This window comes from Lysinibacillus sp. NPDC059133 (assembly GCF_042755925.1).
Lineage (GTDB): Bacteria > Bacillota > Bacilli > Bacillales_A > Planococcaceae > Lysinibacillus.
This window is the reverse complement of record NZ_JBHZDH010000005.1, coordinates 1-17179: the sequence shown is the minus strand read 5'-3', so window position 1 is coordinate 17179 and position 17179 is coordinate 1. Positions and strand designations below refer to the sequence as shown.

At 36.1% G+C, this 17179-nt stretch carries 21 protein-coding genes, 1 pseudogene and 1 riboswitch; of the genes and pseudogenes, 10 read left to right on the top strand and 12 right to left on the bottom strand.

Annotated elements, in window-relative coordinates:
* Window positions 1-88: 88 nt before the first annotated feature.
* From ACFXN8_RS04125 to ACFXN8_RS04110, 4 genes are read right to left on the bottom strand one after another with little or no spacing between them, the layout of a single operon-like run.
* On the bottom strand, window positions 89-1096 hold the full coding sequence (locus tag ACFXN8_RS04125; protein WP_386842989.1) for a FecCD family ABC transporter permease: 1008 nt from the start codon (window positions 1094-1096) through the stop codon (window positions 89-91).
* On the bottom strand, window positions 1089-2090 hold the full coding sequence (locus ACFXN8_RS04120) for a FecCD family ABC transporter permease (protein ID WP_386842987.1): 1002 nt from the start codon (window positions 2088-2090) through the stop codon (window positions 1089-1091). The genes ACFXN8_RS04125 and ACFXN8_RS04120 overlap by 8 nt, the downstream gene beginning before the upstream one ends.
* A 25-nt stretch (window positions 2091-2115) precedes the next feature.
* A complete protein-coding gene (locus ACFXN8_RS04115) occupies window positions 2116-3033 on the bottom strand; it encodes an iron-hydroxamate ABC transporter substrate-binding protein (RefSeq protein WP_386842985.1) in 918 nt (305 codons plus the stop codon).
* Window positions 3034-3047: 14 nt separating this feature from the next.
* Window positions 3048-3836: an ABC transporter ATP-binding protein gene (locus ACFXN8_RS04110; RefSeq protein ID WP_376072161.1), complete on the bottom strand. Its 789-nt coding sequence runs from the start codon at window positions 3834-3836 to the stop codon at window positions 3048-3050.
* Window positions 3837-4245: 409 nt separating this feature from the next.
* On the opposite strand from ACFXN8_RS04110, the gene ACFXN8_RS04105 reads away from it, so the two are divergent.
* The gene (locus ACFXN8_RS04105; protein ID WP_386842982.1) at window positions 4246-5286 is read left to right on the top strand and encodes an NAD(P)/FAD-dependent oxidoreductase; all 1041 of its coding nucleotides are present in this window, start codon (window positions 4246-4248) and stop codon (window positions 5284-5286) included.
* A gap of 128 nt (window positions 5287-5414) precedes the next feature.
* On the opposite strand, the gene ACFXN8_RS04100 is transcribed toward ACFXN8_RS04105, so the two are convergent.
* On the bottom strand, window positions 5415-5657 hold the full coding sequence (locus ACFXN8_RS04100) for a hypothetical protein (RefSeq protein ID WP_376072156.1): 243 nt from the start codon (window positions 5655-5657) through the stop codon (window positions 5415-5417).
* A 185-nt stretch (window positions 5658-5842) separates the two neighbouring features.
* Between ACFXN8_RS04100 and ACFXN8_RS04095 the strand changes: the two genes are divergently transcribed.
* Window positions 5843-6589, top strand: coding sequence for a class I SAM-dependent methyltransferase (locus tag ACFXN8_RS04095; protein ID WP_386843197.1), 747 nt, complete (start codon window positions 5843-5845; stop codon window positions 6587-6589).
* A 269-nt stretch (window positions 6590-6858) separates the two neighbouring features.
* Here the strand turns inward: ACFXN8_RS04095 and ACFXN8_RS04090 are convergent, their stop codons facing one another.
* Window positions 6859-7194, bottom strand: a complete 336-nt coding sequence (locus tag ACFXN8_RS04090; protein WP_386842980.1) for a TetR-like C-terminal domain-containing protein — start codon at window positions 7192-7194, stop codon at window positions 6859-6861.
* 191 nt (window positions 7195-7385) lie between these two features.
* On the opposite strand from ACFXN8_RS04090, the gene ACFXN8_RS04085 reads away from it, so the two are divergent.
* The 3 genes from ACFXN8_RS04085 (at window position 7386) to ACFXN8_RS04075 (ending at window position 10241) form a co-directional block, all read left to right on the top strand.
* Window positions 7386-8516, top strand: a complete 1131-nt coding sequence (locus ACFXN8_RS04085; protein WP_386842978.1) for a DUF418 domain-containing protein — start codon at window positions 7386-7388, stop codon at window positions 8514-8516.
* Between the two features lie 262 nt (window positions 8517-8778).
* The gene (locus ACFXN8_RS04080) at window positions 8779-9639 is read left to right on the top strand and encodes a histidine kinase (protein ID WP_386842976.1); all 861 of its coding nucleotides are present in this window, start codon (window positions 8779-8781) and stop codon (window positions 9637-9639) included.
* Window positions 9636-10241, top strand: coding sequence for a response regulator transcription factor (locus ACFXN8_RS04075; RefSeq protein WP_386842974.1), 606 nt, complete (start codon window positions 9636-9638; stop codon window positions 10239-10241). Before ACFXN8_RS04080 ends, ACFXN8_RS04075 begins: the two co-directional genes overlap by 4 nt.
* A gap of 57 nt (window positions 10242-10298) precedes the next feature.
* Here the strand turns inward: ACFXN8_RS04075 and ACFXN8_RS04070 are convergent, their stop codons facing one another.
* The 5 genes from ACFXN8_RS04070 to ACFXN8_RS04050 form a co-directional block, all read right to left on the bottom strand.
* The gene (locus ACFXN8_RS04070) at window positions 10299-11657 is read right to left on the bottom strand and encodes a PepSY-associated TM helix domain-containing protein (RefSeq protein WP_386842972.1); all 1359 of its coding nucleotides are present in this window, start codon (window positions 11655-11657) and stop codon (window positions 10299-10301) included.
* A 190-nt stretch (window positions 11658-11847) separates the two neighbouring features.
* Window positions 11848-12867: a 2,3-butanediol dehydrogenase gene (locus tag ACFXN8_RS04065; protein ID WP_386842970.1), complete on the bottom strand. Its 1020-nt coding sequence runs from the start codon at window positions 12865-12867 to the stop codon at window positions 11848-11850.
* A gap of 16 nt (window positions 12868-12883) precedes the next feature.
* On the bottom strand, window positions 12884-13507 hold the full coding sequence (locus ACFXN8_RS04060; RefSeq protein WP_386842968.1) for a TetR/AcrR family transcriptional regulator: 624 nt from the start codon (window positions 13505-13507) through the stop codon (window positions 12884-12886).
* 374 nt (window positions 13508-13881) lie between these two features.
* Window positions 13882-14064 (bottom strand): hypothetical protein, encoded by a 183-nt coding sequence (locus ACFXN8_RS04055; RefSeq protein ID WP_376072136.1) that lies wholly within the window; start codon window positions 14062-14064, stop codon window positions 13882-13884.
* A gap of 61 nt (window positions 14065-14125) precedes the next feature.
* A complete protein-coding gene (locus ACFXN8_RS04050) occupies window positions 14126-14248 on the bottom strand; it encodes a hypothetical protein (protein ID WP_376072133.1) in 123 nt (40 codons plus the stop codon).
* A gap of 30 nt (window positions 14249-14278) precedes the next feature.
* Window positions 14279-14469: riboswitch (cobalamin riboswitch) on the bottom strand.
* Between the two features lie 402 nt (window positions 14470-14871).
* Here ACFXN8_RS04050 and ACFXN8_RS04045 point away from each other — a divergent pair.
* A pseudogene (locus ACFXN8_RS04045) lies at window positions 14872-15118 on the top strand (site-specific integrase); the annotation flags it as partial.
* A 44-nt stretch (window positions 15119-15162) separates the two neighbouring features.
* On the opposite strand, the gene ACFXN8_RS04040 reads toward ACFXN8_RS04045, so the two are convergent.
* Window positions 15163-15312, bottom strand: a complete 150-nt coding sequence (locus ACFXN8_RS04040) for a hypothetical protein (RefSeq protein WP_370047262.1) — start codon at window positions 15310-15312, stop codon at window positions 15163-15165.
* A gap of 152 nt (window positions 15313-15464) precedes the next feature.
* Here ACFXN8_RS04040 and ACFXN8_RS04035 point away from each other — a divergent pair, with 152 nt between their 5' ends.
* The 4 genes from ACFXN8_RS04035 to ACFXN8_RS04020 all read left to right on the top strand — a co-directional run bounded on the left by ACFXN8_RS04035 (window position 15465) and on the right by ACFXN8_RS04020 (window position 17036).
* Window positions 15465-15674 (top strand): hypothetical protein, encoded by a 210-nt coding sequence (locus ACFXN8_RS04035; RefSeq protein ID WP_386842966.1) that lies wholly within the window; start codon window positions 15465-15467, stop codon window positions 15672-15674.
* 2 nt (window positions 15675-15676) lie between these two features.
* Window positions 15677-15952 carry a hypothetical protein gene (locus ACFXN8_RS04030; protein WP_386842964.1) on the top strand — a complete coding sequence of 92 codons (276 nt, stop codon included), beginning with the start codon at window positions 15677-15679 and terminating at the stop codon, window positions 15950-15952.
* 201 nt (window positions 15953-16153) lie between these two features.
* Window positions 16154-16501: a DUF3221 domain-containing protein gene (locus tag ACFXN8_RS04025; RefSeq protein WP_386842962.1), complete on the top strand. Its 348-nt coding sequence runs from the start codon at window positions 16154-16156 to the stop codon at window positions 16499-16501.
* 187 nt (window positions 16502-16688) lie between these two features.
* Complete coding sequence (locus ACFXN8_RS04020) at window positions 16689-17036, top strand: hypothetical protein (RefSeq protein ID WP_386842960.1); 348 nt, start codon at window positions 16689-16691, stop codon at window positions 17034-17036.
* Window positions 17037-17179: the final 143 nt, after the last annotated feature.

Here is a 17179-nt window from a genome sequence, read left to right as displayed (position 1 = left end):
TCTTTCCGTCGCTCGGAGACTTCTATCCGTCGGGGGGCCTCGCTTTTCATAAAGCCTTACAACAAAACAACCGAACAGCCAAAGCCATTCAGTCGTTTTTTCGTAATAAATATAAAAAATACGGCGCGCCGATACATGCTACGACAATACCTGCTGGCACGGTCGCACTTGAGATAGCTACACGGCCAATGGTATCCGCTAGCATTAATAAGCTTGCACCGATCAACAATGTGAGTGGTAAAAAGAACTGGTAGCGCGGTCCTACAAGTTGCTTTGCAATGTGGGGAGCCATCAGACCGATAAAGGCAATGCCTCCTGTGACCGATACAGCAGCCGCAGCTAATGCGACAGAGACAACTAATAATTGCAAACGCTCTCGGCCGATATTCAAGCCTAAGCCAACTGCCGTTTGTTCGGTCATCGCAAGTACATTCAACACATTTGCTTTATACAAAATAAATGGAATGCCTAGCGCAAGCCAAGGCAATAAAGCCCAGAAAAATGGCCAGTCTGCACCCCAAACATTGCCCGCAAGCCATTGCGCGATAAATTGAACATCACTACGCTCAGCAGAGGAAATTAATAGGATCATTACACCAGATAAGGCGGATGCTACACCTACCCCGACTAAAATGAGTTGAACCGGCTGTACACCTTCATTGCGCTTATACGAGAAAAAGTAAATGCAGAGTGCCGTTAATAAAGCGCTGACAAATCCTATAAGTGGTAACACATACGCGAAATGAGGTAAATCACCATTAACAAGGAGATAAAATAGCGTAATCCCAACACCTGCACCTGCATTAATCCCAATAATACCAGGGTCCGCTAAATCATTACGTGTCACGCCTTGCAAAACGGCACCAGCCAATGCTAACGCCATCCCTGCTGCTGCCAGCACAAACAATCTCGGCAAGCGAACAGAAAACAATACGAATGATTCTTTGAAGCTGCCGTCTCCAAACAAAATCGGTATTATACGATCAATCGAAACCGAAGCTGCCCCCATTGAAATACCCATTACAAAAATAGCTATTGTTAATAGCATCCAAACCATTAACCATCTACGTTGTTTTTTTCGTCCGACATTAAACAATTTGACGACCTCCCTTCCGAACAAGAAGTAAGAAGAACGGAAGGCCGATTATAGAAATAATGGCAACTACCGGTGTTTCATATGGAGCATTAATCATTCTACCCGCAAAATCCGCTGTTACCATCAACCACCCACCGATAATAGCACTCATCGGCAAGACAAATCGATAGTCTTTCCCAACAACTGCGCGGACCACATGGGGTACCATTAGCCCAACAAAAGCTAAATTACCTACTAGCGCCACTGCGGATCCTGCAAGAATTACTACTACAAACATCATAATTCCTTTGATGACTGTTGTATTTTGTCCTAACCCGACAGCTACTTCTTCATTTAAACTTAAAATGGTTAGCTGACGACTAAACACAAACGCGATTACTAAACCTATTACAATTACAGGAACTATTATTAAAGATTGCCATGTAGTGCCAATTAAACCACCACTCGTCCACATCGAAACATCTTTTGAAATTTGAAATAATATTCCCGTCCCATCTGCTATTGCTTGTAATAGGGCGGATACAGCTGCCCCAGCTAAGACTAACTTTAATGGAGAAAAGCCATTTTTCGTTGAAGCGCCAATACCATAGACAACAATCATCCCTACACCAGCACCTACGAAACATGCAAAAATAAGCATATAATACGAGGTATTTGGGATGAATGCCATCGTCAATGCAAGTGCTGCATTCGCACCTGCTGTGAGGCCAAGAAGCCCTGGATCCGCTAATGGATTTCTTGTCACTCCTTGCATAATAGCCCCAGCAACTGCGAGCGCACTACCTACAAAAATAGCAGCAATAATACGAGGAAATCGAATTTCACGTAAAATAGCATAATGCTTGCCACCGTCTTGTCCGACAATCGCTTGATAGACATCTTCAATACTCGTATTTGCCGCGCCGACACAAAGTGAAATCGTAACTGTCACTGCTAATAAGATCAGTGCAAGCAATACCTGAAGCCAAAATGGGAAATGTCGAAACTTTATCATTTACCTTCGCTACTCTCTACTGAAATTATTGTAAAAATTTCTTTTCAAAGAAATCTAGTTGATATTCTAAAGTGATCGGGTCATTAAAGTAAAACTCGTTGCCATTCACTTCAAATAAATGACCATTCTTCACCGCTTCTAAATCCTTAAACCATGCAGCATTTTTAATGGCGCTATCTTCACCTTTAAACGTACTAAAAATCACATAGTCACCTGCGTATTCATTTAATACCTCTGTAGAAATTGCGAAATAACCTGGTTTTAAAGCATCTGCTTCTACTTTTCCAGGCATTTTCAAGCCCATTTCTTGATATAAAATTTCTGTTCCACGACCCCAGTTATCTCCATACACATACATTTGTTTATTAAACATTTCTGCGACAGTAACCGTTGCATTCTCACCGATTTTTTCTTTAATTTTCGTACCTGCTTCTGCAGCACGTTCTTTAAAATCTTTTACCCAATCTGTTGCTTCTTTTTCTTTGTTGACAGATTTACCAATTTCGATAAATTGCTGTAAATAATCAACCTTACCATAAGTAAATAATACAGTTGGTGCGATTTCCGCTAATTTATCCGCATTTTCAATACCATTTAAACCAATAATCAAATCTGGCTCAAGTTCGATAATTTTTTCAATATCTGTGTTCTCAACAACTACTGCATCTTTAATATCATCTTGGAAATTTGGATTATCTGCAGCCCATGAGTCAACACCTACTACATTAACGCCAAGCTGTAATAAATCCCCAACGAATGACGATAACACAACTACACGTTTAGGATTTGCTGGTACTTCAATTGGCCCAGATTCTGATTGATAGGTAATCGTTTCTGCAGATGCTTTATCTTTAGAGCCCTCATCCGCCTTCTCTTCTTTATTGCCGCACGCTGCAAGCACTAGTACGACCATCATAAACATTGGTAATAACCACTTTTTCATAAATATATCTCCTTTTATACGGTTTGTAATAAGTTATATGTAATGCACATTGGCTTATCTGTACGTGGATCCTTTCCAATGACTGCATCAATATTAAACACTTTTTCTAATACTTCAGGTACTATAACTTCCTCTGCAGTACCAAACTTCACAAGCTCTCCTTTTGATAGCGCAACAATATAATCTGAAAAACGTGCTGCCTGATTTAAATCATGTAGCACCATAACAATTGTGCGTCCTTCTTCTTCGTTAAGCTTGTACAGTAATTCTAAAACCTCTAACTGATGGGCCATATCTAAATAAGTTGTTGGCTCATCTAAAAAAATAATATCGGTTTCTTGCGCTAATGCCATCGCAATCCACACTCGTTGACGCTGTCCACCTGATAAGGCATCAACCGTATTCTGACGAAAGTCATCCGTTTTAGTTACCTTTAAGGCCCAGTCGATCATTTCTTTATCCTTTTGCGATAAATTACCGAAGCCCTTTTGATATGGAAATCGACCGTAGGATACAAGCTCTTCCACTGTTAAACCATGTGCACTTTCCGGACTTTGTGGCAATATAGCCAGCTCTTTCGCCAATTCTTTTGTATTCATCTCGGAAATATTTTGACCGTCTAATATGACTTGTCCACTCTTATGCTTCAAAATCCTTGTAATAGCCTTTAAAAGTGTAGATTTACCACAGCCATTGGAACCAATGATGGTCGTTATTTTACCGTCTGGAATTTGTAGCGATAAATCGTGCACAATCGTTTTGTCCTCATAGCCGATACGAATCGATTCAACTTGTAAACGCACAACGTAACCTCTCTTTCCTTTTTGTTCTTTCCATGCTATGATAACGATTAACCGATAATGATAATCATTATCACTAAAGTTAGTCTAGTTTTCTTATAAAGTTTTGTCAAATACTTTTTAACTTCTTTCAGCAATTCTTTTCTGTAGCGAAAGCAAAGCGTCAGCTACAAATCTCATTTGTAAGGTGGTGAGATGAGTGCAAATTTAAGTTACTTTTCAGCGGGTGTCCAAACATCTGTACCTGTCGCTACGCTTTCGGCACAAAAGACATCTGCTGAAAGAAGTTAAAGCCTCCGGCGGATGTCACGGAATCGGAAAGGAGTTCTTTGTGCTTGCACAAAGCCGATTCCGGACGCAATTATGCCAAGGCATAATTGATTATTTATTTTTTAAGGATGTGGTGATATAAATGCAACATTTATACGATGTAACGATTATTGGCGGTGGTCCCGCAGGCCTATACAGTGCCTTTTATAGTGGTTTACGAGGATTGAAAACGAAATTAATTGAGAGTCAACAACAGCTTGGTGGGAAAGTATTACTTTATCCTGAAAAACTAATTTGGGATATTGGTGGTCACCCCCCTGTCTTAGGCGAACAATTTGCGAAACAGCTAATTGCGCAGGCAAAAACTTTTGATCCAACCGTTTTAACAGGCACAAAAGTCGATTTTATCGAGCGCCAAGATGATATTTTTGTTCTACATACTGCGCAAGGAGATAAACATTATTCTAAAACAGTTCTTTTAGCAGTTGGTGGTGGTATTATTAACCCTCAAAAGCTTTCACTAGAAGGTGCAGAAAAATATGAAATGACTAATTTACACTATACCGTGCAGTCTTATCGACATTTTGTGGACAAGGAAATTATTATTTCGGGAGGCGGAAATGCAGCGATCGACTGGGCCGTTGAACTAAGTACTATCACAAAAAACGTAACTGTTGTTTATCGTAAAGATACGTTATCGGCCCATGAGGCAACAATTCAAGAGGCTTTAGACGCAGGAGTAAAAATTGAATGTAATACTATTATTACTAAACTAACTGCTAATGCTGACAAAACAGCCATCCAATTAGTGACATGTGAAAACACAAAAACAAAACAAAGCTATACGCGTCAAATCGATGAAGTCATTGTTAGTCATGGCTATAACCGTGAAGCATCATTAGAATTGGATCAAGTAATCACCATTCCTAAAAAAGATAATTACTATTTTGAAGGGAAAGCAACGGGAGAAACCACTCAGCCTGGAATTTTTGCAGCGGGTGATATATTAGCGTTTGAAGGAAAAATTAATCTCCTTCTAGGTACTTTCCAGGATGCTGCCAATGCCGTGAACTCTATCAAAACGTATTTAGAGCCTACAGCCTATCGTCATGGGATCGTGTCATCACATAATGAAGTATTTAAAGAGAAAAATCGCTCTATCATTGAAAAGCAACTTAAATAAACATTAAAAACTAACTACAATGATTATTCACCCCTCTTAAGAAAAATTACTCTTCAGAGGGGTTCTAATTACACTCAAGTCTATCTTGCTAATTTTTATAAAGGCAAACTACGTTCCTTCGAAATAAACTATCTAAAGAAATTTAAAAATGCTCCCATTTGCCTTAGCATACCAACTCCATTTGTTATTGTTCCCGCATGGCCCATAATTGTATTTAAATGCTGTGGTAATCTTCCAAATCTAGAAATTTGGGGTTGTTGATTATGGTTAAAGAAAGGTTGCCCCCTTCTACCTTGAATAGGAGGGCCAAAACCTTGTCTATATCTTGGTGGGAATGGTCTCATTCTAGGATTCGGTGGATAAAATGGCATCAATTCACCCCCTATCAAATATCTTTTTACTAGTATACGTCTGTAATTTTTTATTGTTTAGACTATCGGAGAGAGTTGCTAAAAAAATATATAGATATGTATTGTAAAAATGTTGAAGCCCAACTATTTATTATTCTCCCCTTCCTTTCTGTTAAGGTTCTTCATGACAGCTCAGGAACCAACCTATTTTTAATTTCATATTATACAAAAATACGAATAAAGAAGGGATTCCGATTCAAAATTCAAAGTATCTAGATTTTCTGTCCAAATTTGGCGTTGGCGGTGCGCATCCTGGTGGCATTAATCTAACAAAGGAAATATTCAAGGTAGAGAGCATTAACGAAAAGTCCCGCATTTTGGATGTAGGGTGTGGTACAGGCCAAACTTCTGCCTATTTGGCGGAGACATATAAAGCAAAAGTAACTGGTATTGATATCAATCCTGAAATGGTCGCAAAGGCTAAAAGGAGAATGAAAAAAAATCACTTACCCGTAAAAATAATTCAATGCTCTATAGAACAAGTACCATTACCTGATCATACATTTGACTTTATTATTTCTGAATCTGTTCTTTCTTTTGTCAATAAACCTAATGCCCTTAAAGAAATTTTTCGTTTATTAAAAAATGGCGGTCGGTTTATTGCCATTGAATTTACTATTCATCAACCACTTGAAGAAAAAATTGAAAAGGAAATCAAACAGTTTTATGGATTTGATTCTTGTTCAATGAAGAAAGATTGGGTAGCTTTGTTTAACCAGGCTGGTTTTAAAAATATTCGTATACAAAAAAACAAATCAATCTTCTCCATTCCTGAACTTCATCACTCCAAGGATATTGCACCTGAACTTTATGAGGTAATGGATAAACATTTTGATATGCACTTAAAGTATGAAGGCATTTTAGACTATAGAATTTATTCATGTACTAAATAGTGTGAGGATGTTATTTAACTTGAAAACATACTTCTTAACTACTATGTAAATGAAAAAGAGCAGCAGACTCGTTCAACGAAAAGTCTCCAACTCCAACATCAATTCTGTTCAACAATTTAAAGCGGGAAATTAATCCTCTGTGTCATTACCCGCTTCTTTCTTTTTTTACCCCCCACTCAGAACATCCCTTTTAAAATGGAGCAAAATTTCCTCCTTAGTCATTCGTTTGCATATATTTATCTTCATTAATCGTCACTGCATGAATGCCCTCAATAAAAATCCCCCATCTGTTCAATAGAAGAGAATCCATGTAGAATACTTCGTAATCCTCTGACCATATGAATCGCAATTTCTTCCTGCAAATGATAGGCATCTAGCACTTGAAGTACAAGTTGTACGACAGATTCTTGGGCTTGCTGTAATTCTTGATCGTTAGCATCTGGAAAGCGAGTGCTAGCATCATACACCTCTGGATGCTCTCTAACAAGTTGAAGATATGCTTTACTAATTGCACGAACGGCATCATCACATGAACGTCCTACTGCAGCTTGAAGCATATATTCATTTAATTTTTTTACTCCTTGAATGGCTAACTTCTGCTTCAATTCATTTAATCCATCAAGATGGTTATACAAGGAAGATAAGGGCTTTTTATGCTAAATCACCGCTAGTTTTTGTTACCTGATACACCATAAAATGACGCCTGTCATAAAGAATCTTTGACTGGTGTGAATATGTTTTTTCCTTTCATTTTCTTATCATTATTGTAAGAAAACAAAGAAAGAGTGATTCTATAATGAAAGTTCAACAAAGATTACCCTTAATCGATATGTTACGAGGCTTTGCTGTATTAGGGACACTTGGCACGAATATTTGGATTTTTGCTTATCTTGGAGATATTTCGTATATCACAACGAGTCATTATTCAGGTTGGTGGTCATTAAACGACTTTTTACGAATGGTAGTCCTATTTTTCGTAAACGGTAAACTCCTTGGTTTATTAACAATCATGTTTGGTGTAGGTCTAGAATTAAAATATCAGCAAGCCATGCGAAAAGGGAATGCTTGGCCAGGAATGTATATTTGGACGCTAGTCTTTTTATTTATGGAGGGGCTGATCCACTTCACCTTAGTTATGGAATACGATATTTTAATGAGCTATGCTGTGACAGCTATCATTGTTGCCTTTATTGTTAAATTTGGTGATAAAGCGATTAAACGAGCGTTATACGTTTTTGGTAGTTTCCATGCAGTAATGATTTTGCTTATTTTAGTCAGCGCATTGCTTGGGGCTAATACTTCCTTTGCTGGACTCGATCCTGTTGTTAGTCTTTATGAGAATGGTACTTGGTTTGAGCAAATAAAATATCGTTTAACAAATTTTCTTTATTATAGAACGGAAGCTATTTTTATTATCCCAATGAATATCTTTTTATTTTTACTTGGTGTTAAGCTGATGAGAAATGGTGTATTTTCGCAAGATGACAAAGGACGTCAGGCGCGTCAAAGGCTATTCAAAATCGGTATTTTTATTGGGGTACCCTTGAACCTCCTAATCTTTATTCCTGGCGGAGCATTTGATTTTCCTGTTCGTTATTTATTTGCACCAATCCTATCTATTGGCTATATTGGTATATTAGGTAAAATGATAGAATATAAGAAGCTTGATTGGTTATGGAAGAGATTTGGCGAGATTGGGAAAATGTCTTTAAGTTGCTATGTGCTTCAAAATATTATTGCATCTATTATTTTCTATGGCTGGGGCTTAGGTTTAGGTGGAAAATTAAATAGTATTGAAGTGATCGGCATTTGGTTAACCCTCTCCCTTCTACAACTTTTCATTGCACATATTTGTATCAAGCATTTTCATGTTGGACCTATGGAATGGATTCGCAAACATGCCATTCAAAGTGTCACGCAGAAATAAAGGGTTGGTGTGAACTATAAAGATATATCCAAGAGATCAAGCAAAACACTATTTAATTCTAGATGTTGTATCGCTCGTTTTTTTATTTACCATGGTATTAAGTTCAAATTCTCAATTACCTTTATTGGCTAGAATATTAATCCTTATTTTATTTTTAATAGCATTCTATATTGCATTATGGAATCAAGATTGGCGTTTACTTTTTGCTTCCTTAATAGGCTTTACTCTTATTATCATACTGGGTATTTATGAAGGTTCTGCTATGTTAGTTTTCGGCTTTACCTTTGCCGATTTAATTGGGCGAGCTAAAAAGAAGTGGCATATTGCTTTAGGAATGATTGCCATTGCCCTTATGTTTTTTATAGTTATATGGTTTGAATCAGGAGCATCTTACAAATTACAATCCCAAGCATTAATACCCATCATGATCATTCAGCTACTATTTCCAATGCTAATTTACTACGTTGAAAAGTCCAAAAAATTACAATCGGAATTAACAGTGGTAAATACCCAGCTTGTTCAGCAAGAAGAAAGACAACGTATTGCGAGAGACCTCCACGATACGATTGGTCATACATTGACAATGATTAAAATAAAAACCGAACTAACATCAAAATTAGTCGACAAAGATACAATGCGTGTGAAAGATGAGCTAAATGATATTTTAGCGACAACACGTACAGCACTTAAGCAAGTAAGAGAATTAGTATCCGATATGAATTTTATTTCGTTAGACAGTGAGCTTATTCTTTGTAAACAACATTTACAAACAGCGGATATCTCAATAAAAATCAAAAATAACTGTCCAAAGCTGCTACTAGCGAGTGTAGAAGAAACGATGCTGTCCTTATGTCTGCGGGAAGCTACTACAAATATTATTAAACATAGTCAAGCAAAAAAATGCCAAATAGCTATCAATGTTATAAATGGCGTTTTAACATTTAACATTATTGATGATGGTATCGGCTTACATAACCAAGGGCACGGGAATGGACTATCATCGATGAAAGAAAGAATGAATGCCCTTCAAGGACATGCTTCCATTGACAATTTGCCGGTAGGCGGAACAATTGTGACGTTAACACTGCCTATCCAACATTACAGAAAGGAACCAACTACATGATACGAGTATTACTAGCAGAGGATCAACAAATGTTACGGGGCGCCTTGTCTTCCTTGTTGTCGTTTGAGCCTGATATAAAAGTGATCGCAGAAGTTTCAGATGGTCAAAAAGCGTGGGAATATATTCAACATGAGCTACCAGATGTATGTGTTTTGGACATCGAAATGCCGAATCTTTCTGGGCTAGACCTTGCTGAAAAAATTAGGCAGGCAAATTTACCGTGCAAGGTGATGATTGTTACTACCTTCGCCCGCCCTGGCTATTTGCAAAAAGCAATGGATTGTGAGGTATATGGTTATTTATTAAAGGATGAACCAATCGACTATTTAATTGAAACAATAAGAAAAGTGATGAATGGTGAAAAAGTCGTCAGCAGAGATTTAGCAGCCACGTTGTTTATGAAAGAACAGAATCCATTGAATGAACGTGAAATTGCTGTTCTTCAGCTTGTAAAAGAAGGCCACTCTACAAATGAGATTAGTAAAAAGTTATTTTTAACGAAAGGCACTATTCGAAACTATTTATCCACCTCTATTCAAAAACTTCAAGTCGAGTCTAGACAACAAGCAGTCCAAGTCGCCAGTGATAAAGGTTGGCTTTAAAAAAGAAAAGCGATACTGCATTCCTCTTCTATAAAGGATACAGTATCGCTTACTATTTTAATTGGCTTCTTTTTTATTTTTAGACACCAAATTTATGATTATTTCAATCAGTACGACAGCAATTAAAGAAAGGCCAAATAGTGGCATCAGTATTCCTAAAATAATCATGAAAATGATAAAAGGAATGGATATTTTTTGAGAGATTTTAGGTGGTGCAGATAGCATCCCTTGTTTTTTTCGTAGTAGCCATGTTCTAACTCCCCAAACAATAACTACTAAAAATGCTAGACATACTAGTAAATTGATTATTTTATTTGGCCAGCCAAACAAATGACCTTCATGTAAAGGAATTCCCCAAGTGAACCATTTAGCAAGAATACCATAGTCCTCATAGCCAACTTTGTCTATAAATTCCCCGCTATATTGATCAAAATACATTGTCGTTTCATCATCCGGACTAACATCAAGACCTGTCACACCCGTGTTACTAGATTTTGCAACCGTATAGACACCATCTTCACTAGTAGGATAAATAATAGCATAAGGTTTTGATATATTCATTGCATCAATTTCATGTTGTAGCTTTTCCACACTTAGTTGGTTAGGGTTCGCAACATAGCCCATATCTGCCCCCATACCGTGATGGGCTGCATGTCCTGAATCTGACGTTGGAGGGGTTTCTTGACGAGTAGCCCAAGGAATCTCACTGACATCAGATGTTGGTGGCTGTTGCTGCAATAATGGCGTGCCGAAAGAAGGATTGTCTTGTGAAGCTTGGTAAATATATTTCCCCATAAACGCAGACCATGGTAAGCCTGTGAAAATAATAACAAGCATTGGAATCGTAATAATTGTCCCGACAAGGGCATGAAATTTCCTGCTCTTCTGACGTTTGTTTGTCTGCTTTGTTTTCTTTAGTAATTTTGCTTTAAACGTCATGTAAATGCCTGAAAGCATTAGAAAAATAGCCCAGCACGCAGCTAGTTCGACTAAATAATTGACAACCGTCCCACCAATAAATAAGGAACTATGGGTATTTCTCATAATATTTGCAAATGTGTAACCAGCATCCTGACCACCAATAATTTGGTTATGATCATCTAAGAACACATATTTCTCTTTGCCATCTGCATTTTTCATCGATAAACGTGTATTGTATGGCTCTTCTAACTCTATAATTTTATTTGTTTTATAGCCAGCATATGATTCTTCTGCAAGTTTAACAGCATCATCAATGGATTGTACCTCGGTTTTTCCACTTTCACCAAAAAAGTATTTATCATATAACTGATTTTCAACATTGGTATAAAATAAAAAACCAATACCACTTAATGTTAGCGAAATAAGCAGTGGAGTAATAAATAATGCGGCATAAAAGTGCATTCGCCAAAAGCTTTGGTAAAGCGAGTTTTTCATGTTGTAGTCTCCAATCTATAATAATAAGCGCAAAATTATTATATAGATAAAAAGTGAAATAAGTATGAAGTCCTAGGGTTATTTTTATGACAAATATATGTATTCCTATTAAAATAATCAGGTTATACGCAAAGTAAAGTAGCCAAACTCAATCATTGTCAAGTTTGGCTACTCTATGTTTTCTATACTATTATAAATTCATATTCACAAGAATCTTACATTGGCTACGATCTTTTGCTAGTGCTTCAAAACCTTTTTCCACAATATCATCTAAGCTTATTTGATCTGTAATTACGGCATTTCCATCAATAACGCCTCTTGCAAGTAAACGAATAACTTCAGGGAATATATTAAAATAAGCAAATGAACCACTAATCTTTACTTCTGGTGAAACGACTATATTAGGATTGAATTCAACAGGTCTTTCCCAAACACTGACGATTTTGAACTCGCCACCTGGATGTACAGAATTTACGCCACTTGTAAATGTAGCTTGAACACCAGCTGCGTCATAGGCTACTTCGACACCACCGTTTGTTTTTTCACGGATAAAGGCAACTGCATCTGTTTCAATTGGATTAATGACATAAGTTGCACCTAGATCAAGTGCTTTTTGACGTCTTTCATCTGAAACTTCCACAACAAAAATTTCACTAGCACCCGCTGCTTTTACTGCTTGTAAAACTAACAATCCAATTGGACCAGCACCAAAAATAGCTGCTGTATCACCAAGTTTTAGCTGACTTTGTCGTACGGCATGTACCGCAACCGCTGTTGGTTCGACAAGTGCCCCTAGCTCTAAGCTCATATTATCTGGTAATTGATATACATTTTCTTCTCTGACAACTGCATATTCTGCAAAACCACCAGAAATTGTATATCCATAGGATTGTCCTTTTTTACACAGATTCGAGTAGCCACGTTTACAGTTATCACATTTTCCACATGGAATTGGTGGTTCAACCGCAACACGATCACCTACTTTTGTATGTGTCACACCATCCGCAACTTCAACAACTACTCCAGCGAACTCATGCCCTAGTACTGGTTGTGTACGGAATGGATAGGCACCCCCTACGTATTCATGCATATCACTACCACAAATACCTGCAAACTCAACTTTTATTTTGACCATTCCATGTTCTAATGCTGGAAGTGCTGCTTCTTCAACACGGATATCTTTTATTCCATATAATTTTGCTGCTTTCATTGTTAAAACCTTCTTTTCAATTTTTTGTATGAAGCCCATCTAATACGAAGCTTACTGCAAGATCCGCTATATGTTCAGGAGTTGTATCGAACGAAGAACGATTTAAAAACGGATTATTAAAGGAAAACATTAACGTTCCCATAATAAAATTTATTGCTATATCAATCGATTCAAAATCAATTGTCTTTTGCTCTTTACAGGCTACTAAAATAGCGCGGAGTTGCTCCCAAGATGGTAAAAAAACATCCTTTAGCATTTCTAATCTAGGACTATTCATGACAATCTCTTGCTGTAAAATATCAATCAATTCATGTTCGTTCGTTCGATAAAGGACGAAATTTCTGCAAAAACTTTTAAGAGAATCTAATGAATCGTTCAAGTCATAGTTTGCATTCATAAAGGTGTGACGAAGAGGTTCAAATAAAGCATTAAATACATTTTCTTTCCCACCAAAATGATATGAAACTAAGGCAAGAGAAACATTCGCCTCATCACAAATTTGCCTTACAGTAGTCCCATCAAATCCCCTTGAAGAAAAAAGAGATTTTGCGGCCTGTAAAATTTGGTCCTTTACTTCTTTATTTTTCTCATTTTGTACATCTATTTTTTTATTGATTAAGCTCACCTCTTTTTTGAACAAACGTTCAAAACAACTGTTCAACGTAATCTTACCGATGTATTTTTAGTATGTCAATCATTTAGCACGACTTTCTAAAATAGCTGAACGATGAATTTTTTCATTAGAAAAGGCTACTTAATGTCCCGTAAAATGGTGAACATTAAGTAGCCTTTGAACCTTGGTGAACACTAATAATCATTAATAACCAGTGGGGATAATGCGTCCCCACTGATTGAAGTTTCACTTTATCCCGCTTCAACGGGCAATACCACTCCAAACTTTAAAATTAAGCTATAGCGAAGAAGTTACATGGGGTTTAACTGCCCGTAGAAGCCCGATTGGTGAACACTAATAATCAGTGGGGATAATGCGTCCCCACTGATTAAAGTTTCACTTTATCCAATTAGTTCTTTCATTACATTCGTATAAGCTGTTAAAATATCATGTTTATGAACAGCATCCTGCCCTACATATTGTTCAACTAGCTCCCCTAATGTTTGAGATGAACTTGTATACTGCTTTTCCATGATTTCAAATTTCAACAGACTTTCATAATACTCGATTACTTGTGGATTCATGTGTAACACTCCTTCATTTTTAGCATAAAAAAACATCTTTCCCTCTACAGAAAGATGTCTACTATGACAAATACACGACATAATACGGTGATTGACATGGCGAACAAAGCTTTCTATTAGCAATAGAAGCTACCTGTTCAGCAATCATCGTACTATGAGCATGCAGAAGAATTTCTCTAGTCACACTCAACACCCCCTATCCTCGTAGGTTTTTTGGTTGTACTAGATAAAGGCAGGTCTCCTGGCTTATGTTCATCACACCTTTCACCTTCCCATTACATTGCGTAACAGTGGTCTTTTGAAACGTGCTCCCATTTACAGTTGCGGGACAGCGTCGGGTTTGCACCGATCTTCCCTTTTAAACAAATCGAAATTCTGATTTGTACCTCTATCTTATTATTCCGTTTTTATTATTATACCATAGTGGTTTGTGTATATTGACACTATCCTAATAGATTACTAATATCTTTTGTAATGGAGTCAATTTTTAAAGTCAATTCAGCCACTTAAGCATCGTGTATTTCAGGTACATAATTTCCACCGAGGTTAATTTCATTTGATGAAAATCCGATTAACTCTTTTACTTGCCCACAATTTAAATGCACTTCAAATCAAATCTCCTTATGGTCAAATTTGTTGTCTCTATTAATAATACTAAACACCATTTTTATCCATCAGGTAGCTTTTCTCTAATCAAAAAAGTGAAAGTCTCTATAGAGAAACTTTCACTCAATAAATTCATAAAAACCCCAGTAAAATGGTGACTCCCCGAAAGTTCACCAATAACTGTAAATAAAAATCCTATACAAACTTGCTAGAGTGAAGCCTATTCAAGCAAAAGGTTTACATCATTCACATGCTTCATTTTTGATTAATGAGTATAATACTAATCCATTAATTATAAAAGATAGGCTAGACCATGAAGATATAAAAACGACACAAAGCACGTTACCCACACCTTTTTCCAAATGTAAATTTTGAGATTGCTAATTGTATTAGTGGGGCTATTAAATATACTACTTCTAATAAAATGTGGTACAAATTCTTCATCTAAGAAAAACATAGGAAGATTTTAGTCTTCCTATGTTTTCATTCATATTATTTATCTGTTTGTTTTTGCTTCTTTTTCAAATACTCCGCACGTATTTTTTCAAGTTGCTGCTTTTTATCAAATTTGGCAGGCTTGTGTTTTTCATGATACTTTGTCACAGCTACCTTACCTTTGGTATCCAATTGATATTTCCCCACTTTGTTCACCTACTTTTTTTGTCTTTAAAGAAAATCTTTCAACAAATATAATATACCTTATTTTACTGAAGTAAACCTTATTACTTTATTAGTGTACTGCTAACCTTGCATATATCAGTAAAAACTATACGAATAAATCTACAATACTTTCCTTGAGCTTTAATGATTGTATCATTTATGGCTTTACAAATGCGTCAGTTGATACAACTGAAAATGACAAAGAAAAAGTAGAGATTGTTGCAAAACCTAAGAAAGAAACACCTGAAGAAAAAGCTGCACGTGAGGATAAAGATGAAAAAGCACCAATGTCCCTGAATACAAAATTGAAGAAGATGATTTTGGTAAAGGAATGTGGCGAGTAACATTGTCTACACCATCCACTGATGAAAAAGAATTAAGAGCATTGGTTGAGCAGACAAAAAAATTAGCTAAAGATAAGTTCAAAAATGTTAGCTCAATTTGGGTAAATGTTAAAACCGAAAATAGTGTTGCTAATACATATTCTGCAATGGCAAAAGTAGCACTTGATGATAAAGGAAAAGCAACTACTGGATTAAATGAAATTGGTGTATTTGAATTTAAATACAATGTAGATGAGACACACAAAACATCTACATATGATATACAAAAACAAATATGAGTTATAGTGCAGATGATGTTCTAAAAGCATTCCAAGATGCTGGTTTAAGTACCCCGAAACCGTGAGACAATAGTCATAATTGTGTTGATTTAGAATGTACAAAAGTTATTACAACAGAAGCAGTTTAGTGGAATAAATTATCATAAAATTTGAAACGAAAATCACGAAATTCAGTCTAATTTATAAAAGGGCGTGATGATATTGAAAAAAATTAGCTTAATTTTATCTTTAATATTTTTATCAATAGGGTTATTAGGCTGTCAACAAAGTGGTAAAGAGGAGGAACTCAACAAAGAGATTTCAAAATCAACACAGGAAATAACAGATAAACCTACAATCATAGGCGAAATTGTTCAAATAGAAGGTGAAAGATTTTTAGTGGAAAACAAAACCGAAAAATTACCAGACGGGAAACCAGATGCGATATGGTTTTCAACGGATGAAATGGAATCTTTAAAAGTAGGACTTATTGTTTCTGTTTGGACAAACGCAATAGAGGATAGTTATCCCCAACAAGCAAATGCGAAAAAAATTGAGATTAATGAATAATGAGAGAGATTAAACAAATAAGATATTAAACTAACTGGTGCTTTGAAGAATATTGAGCTGTTAAGACAGCTCTTGTTTTTTAATCAGCTAACGGTGGAGTTTAGTTAAATAATTTAATAAGTTTAGTAGGGAGAGATTTGTTATTATAAAAAATAATTTGCTATTACTATTCCTGTTGGTTTTATTCTTGGGAGGATGTTCAAACAGTATTTTTGAAAATGATACTACAATTACAAGCATTGAGATTATGAAATTCGAAAGTGCTTCACCAAGTCCTGAAGAATATAGAGAGCAAGAAGGTGAAGTTATTTCAGTCATTAAATCGAAAGAAGAAATAAAGCGACTTATTAATTCGATTGAAAGAGCAGAACAAGAAAGTACCGAAAGCATGAATATTGCATTGCCTAATCATTTAATTATATTTAAAGAAAACGAAAATGTAATCTTAACACTTGGCTATTATCCCAATATTAGTAATGAGAAGGATGAATTCCTTGATTTAGACAAAGATAAAATTTCACTAGCGTCGCATTAAAATAATTCAATGTATTTTTAAAAACTGAATTTTCCGCAATATTATGCGTGCATAAAAAAAGCCTTTATAATGGTTGGGTGGTAGTAAACCATCCAAATCCAAAATAAAGGACATAAGCATGGTTAAGTTTACACGAAAAACAT